The organism is Pseudoalteromonas umbrosa (genome assembly GCF_030125375.1).
In the GTDB taxonomy this organism is placed as follows: domain Bacteria; phylum Pseudomonadota; class Gammaproteobacteria; order Enterobacterales; family Alteromonadaceae; genus Pseudoalteromonas; species Pseudoalteromonas umbrosa.
The window spans coordinates 381,132-393,304 of record NZ_JASJUU010000001.1; the positions used below are offsets into that span (position 1 = coordinate 381,132).

General features: G+C 41.5%; 14 protein-coding genes. 7 read left to right on the forward strand and 7 right to left on the reverse strand.

What is annotated here, in order from left to right; translation table 11 throughout:
• Positions 1–56: 56 nt before the first annotated feature.
• On the forward strand, positions 57–974 hold the full coding sequence (locus QNM16_RS01665; RefSeq protein WP_284018863.1) for a LysR family transcriptional regulator: 918 nt from the start codon (positions 57–59) through the stop codon (positions 972–974).
• A 153-nt stretch (positions 975–1,127) separates the two neighbouring features.
• Positions 1,128–1,607, forward strand: coding sequence for a hypothetical protein (locus QNM16_RS01670; RefSeq protein ID WP_284018864.1), 480 nt, complete (start codon positions 1,128–1,130; stop codon positions 1,605–1,607).
• A 47-nt stretch (positions 1,608–1,654) separates the two neighbouring features.
• On the opposite strand, the gene QNM16_RS01675 is transcribed toward QNM16_RS01670, so the two are convergent.
• Entirely contained in the window at positions 1,655–2,128 is a 474-nt protein-coding gene (locus tag QNM16_RS01675) for a hypothetical protein (protein WP_284018865.1), read from the reverse strand.
• Positions 2,129–2,292: 164 nt separating this feature from the next.
• Here QNM16_RS01675 and QNM16_RS01680 point away from each other — a divergent pair, with 164 nt between their 5' ends.
• The 3 genes from QNM16_RS01680 to QNM16_RS01690 all read left to right on the forward strand — a co-directional run bounded on the left by QNM16_RS01680 (position 2,293) and on the right by QNM16_RS01690 (position 4,504).
• Positions 2,293–2,709, forward strand: a complete 417-nt coding sequence (locus tag QNM16_RS01680) for a nucleotide triphosphate diphosphatase NUDT15 (RefSeq protein ID WP_284018866.1) — start codon at positions 2,293–2,295, stop codon at positions 2,707–2,709.
• A gap of 140 nt (positions 2,710–2,849) precedes the next feature.
• On the forward strand, positions 2,850–3,977 hold the full coding sequence (locus QNM16_RS01685) for a YHYH protein (protein WP_284018867.1): 1,128 nt from the start codon (positions 2,850–2,852) through the stop codon (positions 3,975–3,977).
• 14 nt (positions 3,978–3,991) lie between these two features.
• Positions 3,992–4,504, forward strand: coding sequence for a hypothetical protein (locus QNM16_RS01690; protein ID WP_284018868.1), 513 nt, complete (start codon positions 3,992–3,994; stop codon positions 4,502–4,504).
• Positions 4,505–4,530: 26 nt separating this feature from the next.
• On the opposite strand, the gene QNM16_RS01695 is transcribed toward QNM16_RS01690, so the two are convergent.
• The 6 genes from QNM16_RS01695 to QNM16_RS01720 form a co-directional block, all read right to left on the reverse strand.
• Positions 4,531–5,418 carry a lipase secretion chaperone gene (locus QNM16_RS01695; protein WP_284018869.1) on the reverse strand — a complete coding sequence of 296 codons (888 nt, stop codon included), beginning with the start codon at positions 5,416–5,418 and terminating at the stop codon, positions 4,531–4,533.
• Positions 5,415–6,332 carry an esterase/lipase family protein gene (locus QNM16_RS01700; protein WP_284018870.1) on the reverse strand — a complete coding sequence of 306 codons (918 nt, stop codon included), beginning with the start codon at positions 6,330–6,332 and terminating at the stop codon, positions 5,415–5,417. The genes QNM16_RS01695 and QNM16_RS01700 overlap by 4 nt, the downstream gene beginning before the upstream one ends.
• 470 nt (positions 6,333–6,802) lie before the next feature.
• On the reverse strand, positions 6,803–7,018 hold the full coding sequence (locus tag QNM16_RS01705) for a hypothetical protein (RefSeq protein WP_284018871.1): 216 nt from the start codon (positions 7,016–7,018) through the stop codon (positions 6,803–6,805).
• 97 nt (positions 7,019–7,115) lie between these two features.
• Positions 7,116–8,279, reverse strand: a complete 1,164-nt coding sequence (gene hmpA, locus QNM16_RS01710; RefSeq protein ID WP_284018872.1) for an NO-inducible flavohemoprotein — start codon at positions 8,277–8,279, stop codon at positions 7,116–7,118.
• A 13-nt stretch (positions 8,280–8,292) separates the two neighbouring features.
• Positions 8,293–9,501 (reverse strand): NnrS family protein, encoded by a 1,209-nt coding sequence (locus tag QNM16_RS01715; protein WP_284019884.1) that lies wholly within the window; start codon positions 9,499–9,501, stop codon positions 8,293–8,295.
• A gap of 5 nt (positions 9,502–9,506) precedes the next feature.
• A complete protein-coding gene (locus tag QNM16_RS01720; RefSeq protein ID WP_284018873.1) occupies positions 9,507–9,755 on the reverse strand; it encodes a hypothetical protein in 249 nt (82 codons plus the stop codon).
• A 162-nt stretch (positions 9,756–9,917) separates the two neighbouring features.
• Between QNM16_RS01720 and norR the strand changes: the two genes are divergently transcribed.
• A complete protein-coding gene (gene norR / locus QNM16_RS01725; protein WP_284018874.1) occupies positions 9,918–11,489 on the forward strand; it encodes a nitric oxide reductase transcriptional regulator NorR in 1,572 nt (523 codons plus the stop codon).
• A 213-nt stretch (positions 11,490–11,702) separates the two neighbouring features.
• Positions 11,703–12,173, forward strand: a complete 471-nt coding sequence (bfr, locus tag QNM16_RS01730; protein ID WP_284018875.1) for a bacterioferritin — start codon at positions 11,703–11,705, stop codon at positions 12,171–12,173.

Genomic DNA, 12,173 nt, shown 5'->3' on the forward strand with positions numbered 1-12,173 from the left:
CACTTTACAATAGATTGGTGTGAGGATAATCACCGTGTGATAAGGAAGTGAATTGCATGACACGCTATAATCAAGATGAAGGTTTACTGGGCCTTTACAGTACATTTGTGACCACAGCGCAAGCTGAAAGCTTTGTTGCTGCTGCTCAGCTTTTAGAGTTATCACCATCGACACTTGGACGCAGGATAAAAAAGCTCGAATCAGTATTAAAAACCCAGTTATTCACGCGTACAACAAGACAAGTCAATATCACTGAAGCAGGACAACGATATTTAGAGGCCTACTCTGGCGTGCTTTCTCAATTGGACTCTATCGAGCAAGATATGGCGAGCGAAAATAGCGAGCCTAGAGGCACGTTGCGAGTCAGTATTCCCAATACATTTGGACGTTTGCATATCAGTCCATATTTGGGAGAGTTTTTACGTTCTTATCCCAAACTTAAATTAGAGCTTATTCAAAAGGATAACTTTGAGGACTTAATGCAGCAGAATATTGATGTTGCAATAAGGATTGGAACCTTAAGTAACTCAAGCTTACGCGCTAAACGGATCGCCCCCAATATTCGGCGCTTGGTTGCCTCGCCTAATTATTTAGCACAAGCAGGTGTTCCTCAGTGGCCTGCCGATTTACAAAACCATCAATGTTTACATTTCTCGCATTTATCTCAAGGTAAAAAGTGGCAATTAACGAAAGACAAGGTCACGAGAAAAGTCGAGATTACCCCAACACTCATGTGTGATGATGCGTCAGCATTATTGGCTGCGGCGCTAGATGGTTCTGGTATCGCACTGCTTGCAGACTTTATTACCTATTCCCATTTACAAAAAGGCACGCTCGTTGAAGTGTTACCGCAGTGGAAATTAAATCAATCTGATATTTATGCCGTTTACCCAAACACAGGGTTTCTCGCACAAAAATCACGCGTATTTATAGATTTCTTTGCGCAAAAAATTTCAGCAGCACTGTTGTTTTGAGTGAAAGTCTCTTTCAAATTTATAAAAGTAGAAAATAAGCCATTAATAGCTTGTATGAATGGCTGGCGCTTATTTTATCCATAAAAAATATAAATAAATTGTAATTTTTGTGTAACTATTATGGTTTCTTGTAAGGATTGAAATGAAGGAAACATGATGAAAAATATATTATTAGTATCAGGATTAATACTGTCTTTTACAGCAAGTGCGCAAGTAAGAGTATCCGTTGATCCAACTGAATGTCAGCAGGTTGGAGGGTATGGAGAGATTGCTTTTGAAGAGGCAGGTGTGACAAACGGCTCCTTGACTCACGATTTAACGATCCGATGTCCAATTCGCAACCAAGTCGGTTTAAAATTTCAAGGATTAGATATTTGGCACCAACCTCACCGTACGGTGTATTGTAGTTTAGTTCGTAGACATTGGTCACATTATGCAACTAAGCCCACTTTATTAAAGAAAGATTTTACCTTAACTAGCTATCCAGGGTTTTTATATCAGTCTGTCTCTGCAAGTACGATTGGTGACAGTAATAGAGATGCGGGCACAGCTTACAGTTTAGAATGTCGTTTAAGTAAAAAAGTGGGTAATCAACAAACTTATATAGGAGCGTATACGGTTAATTTTAGTTAATAAAATAGGCTGTGCTAAATTGTGGCACAGCCATTTTAATGTTTTACTCAGTGAGATAAATATCTAGCATGTGTTGATTCTAATTTCACATATTGATCGATAATAACCTGACAGCGAATACTTTGGTTAAAGCGGACAAGCTCACATGCCAAGCAAGCAATACTCTTCAACCCATCCAAGGCTTTTTTTCTTATTTTTAATTCTCTTTGGCTTTGCACTAGTTTGATTAGCGTATCTGCTGCGGTTTCTAAAAAGCAATCATCATCTGAGTCGTTGAAAACAGGGCAGTGATCAAAGCAGTAATTGCATACTTCCACCATACGGTTAATCGATACTCTATTTGCACTTGGTTGCTGTAATATTTTGAGACTAATTTTAAATGCATCATGATAGCAGTTAGCTGCTTTTTCTTGATGGCCAAACAGGTAAGCGGTTTGCGCACTGTCTATCAAACGATTGTATTTTATTGTTAATGAATTTGAGCTTGTAGATGAGACCAGTGTAAGTAATTGTGCAGACATGTTTATCCTATTTTCAATAAAGCAGTGAATTTGCCTCTCATATCGATTTGTATAAATGATAATGAAAACAAGTATCACTTGCAAATAGGGTTGTGCATATTTGCCTTGCTTAAACTTTCCAGAAGTATAAAATCCAGCTCCACTCATTTATAAAAGGAAATCCCATGAGTAAAGTAGTCCGTGTCGGGGTTGGTGTTATCATCAAACGAGGTAATCAAGTTTTATTGGGTGAGCGCATTGGGGCCCATGGTTCAAACACTTGGGCCACACCTGGTGGCCATTTAGAATTTGGCGAAAGTATCGAGAGCTGTGCAGCTCGAGAGGTACTTGAAGAGACAGGCTTAACAGTTGTCGATGTTAAACAAGTTGGTTTCACGAATGATATTTTTGAGCGTGAAGATAAACATTACATCACTATATTTGTTGAGGCGCGATGTGATGAAGGAGAGGCGCAAATTTTAGAACCGCATAAATGCAAGCAGTGGCAGTGGTTTACATGGGATAACTTACCAAAACCGTTATTTATTCCGATGGTGAACTTAATAGAAGAGAACACTGAACTTTCGACATCAAAAAGTTAGTATATTCCCCTTAAGTAAATAAGTTTAGATTATTTATTTTATTGCACACTGTTTGCACAATCAGCTCTTATAGTCAAAAAAACAGCAATAGTTAACCATATTTGGTGACGACAGTTTCTTTTTCTATGGGAGTGTTTGATATGAAGCAAGGTTCAATTGTTCATAACATATCTGTACTTACAGCAAGTGCGACTATGTTGATGTTGGCAGGATGTGGCTCCAGTAGTAGTGATAACACACAAACTGAGTCAACTACACAGCAAAGTGTAAATAACACAGCAGATACCAGTACATCTAGTAGCTCGAATAGCACTTCAGATACCAGCAGCAACACTTCAACATCAGACACGACAAGTGGTACCAGCACTGACAATTCAGGCGATACGAGTGGCAGCACGGATAGCTCAGATGGTGTTGATAATGGGACCGCTGCGACATCAGGTTCAACTGACGGTGTGTTATGTGATTATTTCTATAATGAGTTTAATGACTCTGCATCGGTCCAAGCGACGAGTAATGCAGATTGGAATTGCACAGGCAGTGCAAGAACATTAACAGCAAATGGTATTCCTGACCATCAAACAGGTACTTTCCCAAATCCAGGCAATCCTAATACGATCAGTGAAACGTCAGTGTCGATCAGCTACTCGCTGACACCTACAAAAACTGAGACCACTTCAACGCTCGGTGGCCCAAGAGGTGCAACGGGTTATGTTTTGAATGGTGTAAAAATTGATGCCAATACAGCTGGATCCTGTGATGATTCTGGCAATGATTGTTCGCTAGTGGGGAACACAGGAAACTGGAGTATTGAAGCGCTGGGTCAAACGAGCTTTGATTTTGGCACCGATGACAATAACGCCCATGTGCAACCAGATGGCTCATATCATTACCATGGCATGCCAGAAGGGTTTATAGCACTTCGCGGTGGTTCAGACACAACCATGACATTAATTGGTTGGGCGGCAGATGGCTTTCCAATTTATGCGCGATATGGTTATAGCGATGCTGATGATGCACAGTCCGCGCTCAAAGTGATCACAGGTAGCTATCAACTGGTTGAAAATGTCAGCAGCAATCGACCATCTACCTCAGTGTATGCGTTAGGCACCTTTGCACAGGATTGGGAATACGTAGCGGGCAGTGGAGATCTAGACGAGTGCAATGGGCGTTTTGGTGTAACACCTGAATTTCCTGAAGGTATTTATCATTACTATGCTACGGACAGTTATCCATATTTTCAGCGCTGTGTGAAAGGTGAAATATAAAAGAGGTAGATGTAATGACTTACTTTAAAAATCACTTTTGGTGTATTTGTTTTTTGGTGTTCAGCGTGTCTGCTAATGCACACCTTATGGTCGCTGAGCGTGGTACGCTTAACTTCGATGAAACAGGTGTTTATACCGTGATATCGCTATCGGCATCTAACTTTTTAGCGGCGGATACAGATAAAGATAGACACCTGTCTTTCACTGAGTTTAAGCAGGCAAAAGAGACTATTTTCAAGCAAGTACTGGCTGGCATTTATATGCAACAGGGTGAGCAAATCCAGTATTTGGAGGGATTGATGTTGTCTCCTCAAGCGTCTCACCATGGCAATGGCCGTGAGATAGACCAAATTATCGTTATGGGTAAGTTTATCAATGTGGACCACACGAAGAACCTGTCATTCCATAATGTTTTTTACGGTGATAATGCCCTTAGCTCTGTTGAAATAACAGCGAAATATAAACGGTTAGGGCTGAAAAAAGCATTTGTTCTAACCTCGAAAAAACAAGGTGAGAGAGTATTTTAGCCTAACTTAATGGTGAGCAGATGCAATTATGGTGATTGAGCCTGCTCACGAGATAAGATCACATCTAGACGCTTTAACTCATTGCTGTCGAATAAGTTATGTTTGAGAGTCTTTATTCTTTCATTGTGCTGTTCAAGTGGGGCTTGCGCCACAATCGTTTGGCGAGCTTGTTTGTAGTGTTTAATTTTTTGCTGCCACAGTTGTTGCTTAGATTGTAATGCAACAAGTCGCAGGGCCGCTTCATCACCAAAGTTTACACTAAATTGGTTATGGTCCATTGCGTGCCAATTGTTTTTGAGTTCAAAGAAGCGCTGCGATGATTCAATTATCTGTCTCTGCGCGTCTGACAGTTGAGAGATATGTGCCTCGAGTAGTGATTTGCGCATGTCATCACTGAGTGTTTTGTCAGAGAGAATGTGCCAACGTGTCAGGGTATGTGCGTGCCAGCTGTTTTCATCTTGAAACCACGCATTGATAACCTGCTGTGAAAAGTATTGTTTTTGTAAGGATGTTAAAGCTTCAAAGCGTTCATGCATGTTTAAAAGCGGGTCTACTTTAGTGAGCGCCACTTTATAGTGCATGTAATCATGGGCGAGTGACTGCAAGCAAACTGGCAACTGTTCAATAAACTGAGGCCAGTTTTCAACTTGCTGTTTATGCTGTAGTTTAATTAACCAATCGTCGATGTATGCTTTGTGTGATTTTGTCACTGTGCTGCATATTGATATGGGGTTTGAGCTAACAGGAACCTCGGTTGTTGCACTTGTTCTAGGTTTTTGAACAGTAAGTTTTTGAACACTAGGATAGTGCAGTACGATTTGCTCAGCGCTTTGTGTGTTGGTATTGAAGTACCACAAACCCAAGGCGCATAGCGCCCCAGTAATCGTCACCGTTAACAGATATTTTCCTTTCACAGGTTTAGCCCTTTTAAGCGAATAATATGTTGTCTGTATAAAGTTAACGGATCAGTTTCAAATAGGTGGTGGATCCCTATGGTTTGATTGACTTGATCTAAATGGTTCATTTTAAAATCATTGCCTATGACTTGTCCTAAATTACTTGAGCAGGCTGACACCAGTCCATCATTTGGCTCGTCAAAAACCTGTGAAATAAAAGCCAAAGGTGTATCTGCTGGGTCAAACACATTGGTCCATGCTTTAGCGCCACTCCAAGAAAAATAATAAACACCATTGCGCTCAAGCATGTTACCTTGACCACAATATTGATTTGGTACGCCTTCTGGGTATTTTTGGTTAAATGCAAGGGTGCCTTCTGTGGTTAATGCCTCAAGTGCTTGTAATGCATCTTTGGGTGCAGTGGCCTTTCCCGAAAGTAAATCAATTAAGCCGGCCAATGCATTGGCGAGCGATGCCAAAAACTGCTCAGAGAAAGAACCTCTGTCAACACCGCCTCTAACGATATCGGCGAATCGACTACCCCAATTTACACCGCCAATACTGGTTACCGATGCAACCCACTGTGGTTTTACTGATGCCACATAGCGGATCGTTTGTGCACCTTGGCTATGACCGATTAAATTCACCTTGTCTTTACCCGTTATTGCCCTGATCAAAGCGACTTGCTCAAGCAGTTGCTCACCTCTCAATTCTGAGTTATGTGCAGAGGAGACTTCTGCGACGAATACATTGCCACCTTCTTGTTGGATGATTGAGGGGACTCGATAAAAGTAATCCACACCGAGCAAGTTATCGAATCCAAATAAACCATGTACCAGCACCACTGGATACTCTAGGGTGTCTCGGCTAAAGGCTAAGTGTGTGTAGCAAGACGTAAAGCCTAAAATGAGAATCAGAATGAACTTTTTCATGTATATGCTCCAATTATTACAGTTTGGTAACATTAAAACTAGAGCAAGTACTTCAGAGATCAAGTGAAAAGGTTGAAAAATAGACAGAATGTTGAGTTTTATGCGTATTTATATAAGCGGTTTTTACTTTAAGGTATTGATATGATTCAGGTTGATAAAAGTGTGACTTCTGGTACATACAATTATAGTTATAGAAAGTGATGCGCCACTAGCTGGAGCAAATTGATTAGATAATAATTTACCTATCTGCATGATTAAGCATGTGTATTGATACCGTACTGATAGTGCTCAATTTTCTTAAGCAATACTTCGTGATTGTTTATCACGTCGGAATTGGCTGGGTGCTGTGATTTTACATAAGCAAGGTCCTCACGCATTTGCTCTATCACGTTAAATGGTTTGGTGTTAGCGTCATTTAAAGTGGTACCGCCCAGTTGACCATCATGTTTAATAAGGCCATAACGACCGGTTTAAAATGCCATTTCACCCATGGGTAAATAACCTGATTCATAAAGTGTATTTGCCGCCTCACTTTGCTCTTTTAAGGTCATGTTGGTGAAATCAAATGCGCGTTCAGGGCTGTTTGTACTTGTTGATGGCATTACTTGAACGGTATTTTTCGCAGGCGCTGTTAACGTACTTTGCCGCGTTGGCGCATATGTGTGTGGTGTATTTTGAATTTGCATATTCTGTCCTTGTATTTGCTTTGTTTTAAATTTAAGCAATCCGTGTTCCAAAAATATGCGTGAATAAAAAAGAGCCGATTGGCTCTTTTTTAAAAGGTTATAGAGCTTGGTGAGGGCCAAACACCTCGTAAAGAATGCGGCTATCGTCAACACCCAAATCAATTAATTGGGTTTTTATAAACGCCATGAATGCGCTTGGTCCACAAAGGTAAAATTCACCGGTTTCTAATGGTAATTCAGAAGATATTTCAGCTAGGTACATTCTACCCTCGCGGTGCCCGTTGGCATTATTCTCTATCCAATAATGGCTTTGCAGAGAGGAAATTTGTGGTTTGAAAGCTTCTACATTGTCATAAAATGCGTGCTCTGCATGTGTACGTGCCGCATGCAAGAACCAGCATGGTGTGTTTGATGCGTTTGATTTGATTGTTTGCAGCATCGCCATCATTGGCGTGATCCCGACACCTGCACTGATAAATACCTTAGGTGCATCTGACGCTAACAGTACAAAATCACCAGCAGGAGGGTATGCATCTATTTCGTCGCCTTGCTTAAGTGTGTGTAAATAGTTTGAAACCAGCCCCTCTTTTTTAACTGAAATACGATAATGATCGCTTTGACTTGATTGCGACAATGAGTACTGTCTGATCTGGCGGTTTTCAGACCCTTGAATCTCACAATCAACGGCAAGGTATTGCCCCGCTTGATAGCTAGCTACAGGTAGTTTATCTAGCGGCGTTAGATAAAAACTCTTGATAACCTCTGACTCTTGTACAATCTTGGTAATTTCAAAGCGGCGACGACCGCGCCAGCCTCCAGATTTATGTTCATTATTTTGATAAATTGCTTCTTCTTGAGTGATGAATAAGTCCGCCAAAGCACCATAAGCTTGGGCCCAAGCATCAATGATCTCTGGTGTACATTCATTGGGAAACATCTCCTGTAATGTAGCCAATAGATGAGTACCTACAATGGGATAGTGCTCAGGCAAAATGTTTAGGCTGGCGTGTTTATGGTTTATGCGCTCAATTGCCTGCGCCAATACTGCAGGGTTATCAATGTGCGTTGCATAAGCCGCCAGTGCATTAAATAGCGCAAACTGTTGCTTGCCGGTTTTCTGATTACTGATATTAAAAACATCTAATAACTCAGGGTTATGATTAAACATACGTTTGTAAAAGTGATCAGTGACCGCAGGGCCAGCATTAGCGAGTAGAGGAATGGTGTCCTTAACCAGTTTAATTGTTTGAGTTGATAACATAGGTATTCTCCGATTAACCACGACGCCCGTCGAGGCGATGTTTCATTAAAATAGGGGTGTAAATCGCAACGAAAATGGTAAATGCACCAGACCATAAAATAGCGCTGGCAAGCCATGCATCGTGCGAATTGATAAATAAAGGAAATAGACTTCTGATCAGGGCTGATAGAAAACACAGTGCAAATGCCACACTCAGAAGAGGGTGTGCCTTGAGTGGTCTTGCGGTATGTCCCAGTGAAACCCTGGACATAATTGATAAAATCATCAGACCCATTGCACCTATGGTGATCAAGTGCAAAGCGTCTTTGGCTTGCCACGCAAAGTTCAAATAGGCACCGCCAAATCCGATCAAGCCTATGGCCATCAAGCAATATGCGATATAGAGCGACCAAAGTAAGGGAACTTGCCAGATTGCGAATTTGAACCAGAACACGCTTCGAGCGATATGCAACAGGCCTGTTACTATGAGTAGGTAGCCTGGGTTTATAGGGCTATTAAATACATGGTGAGCAAAGAAACCGATAAGCCCTAATAAAGCACTCCAAAACAATGCTATGTTGAGCAGAGGCGTTGTCGTTTGTGATTGCAGGTTTAGCCCTCTTGCAATAAAAAACGGTAATACGCGTCCTGCAATGATGCTGATTAAAAATGTAAAACCAAGTACACCAATATGTGACAAAGTGAGTACAAACAGGTAGTTGTGCGTGGCAATCAACCAAATAAATGTCAAATTGACACTCGCCATAAGCGATAAAATAACGATAAATTGATAGTTATTTTTGCTCTTGGCTTGCACCAGTGTATTGGCCAGATGTGTGATGCTCAGTAACCAAAATAAGCCTTGGCAGATAGCGAGCCAAATATAAGGGCTATCGGACAACACAAAAATTAATCTTGCGGCTAACCACAAGCTGCACAGCAATAGCAACTGAACGCCATTTATCGTTGGGATCCCTGTCCAGTTTTTAGACGCTGTGAATAGAAAACCGATAGCTACTGCACTGGCAAAGCCAAATAACATTTCATGGGCGTGCCAAAGTGTCGCGGGTACTTGGCTTTGCCAAGGTAAAATGCCGGATAACACACCAGCCCAAATGAGCATGCTGATAACAGCCCAAGTCGCTGATAGCCAAAATAAGGGTCTAAACCCCAACATCAAAAAGGGCCAAGTAGATGGCTTTAACAGAATGGGTTTTGGTAGAGGCTCTTCAATTGGCAACATAGTCACTAGCGTACCTCCAAGCCTAAGCTGTACTGGCACAAGCACCGCACTACATAGCTAATTTTTAATAGAGTGGCGAACAACAAACTACCAATATGCGCGCTGATCTGTACTGGGATGGATAGCAGGTGAGAAAGTGGGTAACTGGCGATGATAGCGAGGCCAAAGCCGACTATACTGGCGACAAGTAGCCAATTCGAAGCGCTAAGTAAACGAGTAAAAACGCCCGTAAAGCTCTCTTGTTGTATTTGCATATGTACACCCACTTAGGTTGATTTCGTGTCATATACATCGCACAAGGTGTGCCAACTTTTAAATTCAATAAAAACAAGTGGTTATGATTATATGGTTTTACTTTTGAGTCAATTTGACATATTTTAGATAAAGTCTTTTTATACTTTATAGGTCAATATGACATGGAAAAAAGAGAGTTATCCCAACTAATTACATTTAATCAATCACTTGCTGAGGCGTTGCCAAAAGATAACGAGGTTGATTTAGTGTCATATTGTGGTGCGGTGATGAATGCGCTTAAAGCTTTAATTAGTGCAGATGCGATAGCAGTACTTGGTCACGAGCAAGGGGCCTTGGTTCCGTTGGCCGCGACAGGACTTGCGCCAGAAGTCATGGGGAGACGATTTCAATTATCAGAGCACCCAAGGCTCAAAGAAATAGTGCACAGTGAAACGGCCCCGGTGATTTTTCCTGCTGATTGTCCACTGAGTGACCCCTATGATGGCATGTTGATTGCGGAGACAGGTGATTTACCTGTGCATGCCTGTATGGGCTTTGCAATGTACGAGCAAGATAAGTTATTGGGCGTGATCACATTTGATAGTTTAAGCCCACATGCTTTTGACGGCTATGGTGCATCTTTACTAGCTATGGTGCAAGCATCGGTTTCCAGCCACTTTAGTGCAGTAGACAATATGCATAGGCTGTCTAAGCGTGCCAAATCTGGGATTGCGATGTTAAATGAGCTGAGCCATCAGCAATACACCATGGTTGGTGAGTCTGTGCCGATGCAAAAGCTTAAGTCGGATATTAGTCTGGTTGCAAACTCAGATCTGAGTGTGCTTATTCAAGGAGAAACTGGTACAGGTAAAGAGTTGGTAGCGCGGCAATTACATGCGCAATCTAATCGCAGTACCGGGCCATTTGTGCAAGTAAACTGTGCATCTTTGCCTGACAACCTAGCAGAAAGTGAGTTTTTTGGTCATCGTAAAGGGGCGTTCACAGGTGCAGATAAACACCGCGAAGGAAAGTTCTTGGTAGCCGATCAGGGCACGTTGTTTTTAGATGAAATTGGTGAACTACCGTTGCATATTCAAAGCAAATTACTGCGGGCATTGCAAAGCGGGGAGATCCAGCCTGTTGGTAGCGATAAGCCGCATTTTGTGAATGTTCGGATTGTGGCTGCGACAAATAGAGATTTGCAAAAAGAAGTGGATGAGGGTCGGTTTCGCTCAGATCTGTATCATCGCTTAAGAGTTTTCCCGCTTCAAGTTCCAGCCCTTAAACACCGCAATACAGATATAGTTCCACTCGCTGGCTATTTTGTAGAGCAGCTTCGTAAGAAGCTAGGGGTGTCTCAACTTTTACTGGATGACGATTTGCTTGCAAGTTTAAAAGCCCATGACTGGCCGGGTAACGTTCGAGAATTGGAGCATGTATTAAGTCGCGCTGCGCTTAAAGCAAAGCATTCAAACTGGCAAAAAGACATTATCAAAATTATGCCTAGCCACTGTGAACTCAGTTTTGATTCTCCAAAGGTGGAGCTGGATACACATACACGTGGTGAGCAGGAGGTCATGTTACAGCCAATAAAAGAGGCCACAGAAGAATTTCAACGCAGTCTTATTTTAAAAGCGCTCAACACCCATCAGCTCAACTGGGCTGCGGCGGCCAGAGCACTTGATATCGACCGAGCAAATTTAGTCCGTTTAGCTAAGCGCTTAGGCGTCGAAACTGTAAAGAAAGTTAAGTAGCCAAGTTAGGTAATCGCAACGGCGTGTTTAAAGTGTTAATCGAGACCTTAATTCAATTGTTATTGGCAATGAAAATTGTTCTTAATTCTTTTATAAGTTATTTATTTTAAAAGGATATTAAAACTTTTTTGTTATTTTCATTTAGTCTTGCCAAGTACGAATATTGGACTAGTGTTAAATAGCGTCTAACTGATTTTGCCACTAGGGGGCCCTATGAAGGGTAGTAAGCAAGTAATTGTCACTTTGAATAAAATTTTGACACTCGAACTCACGTCGATTAACCAATATTTTTTACATGCACGCATGTACAAAAACTGGGGACTTGAAGAGTTAAACGAAAAAGCCTACAAAAAATCAATCAAGGATATGAAGCAAGCAGATGATCTGATTGAACGCATTTTATTTTTAGAAGGCTTACCGAATTTACAGCATCTCGAAAAGTTGCGCATTGGCGAGCACACCGAAGAAATGCTCAGCTGCGACCTTGCTTTTGAGCATGAGCAGCTACCAGCACTGCGCGAGGCCATTGATTTGTGCGAAAAAGAGCAAGATTACGTCAGTAGAGAGTTACTCGAAGAAATCTTAGAGTATGAAGAAGAGTATGTGGACTGGCTCGAAACTCAAGACTTCTTGATTAAGAATACGGGTATTGAAAACTATCTTCAATCACAGATAGAGGGTTAA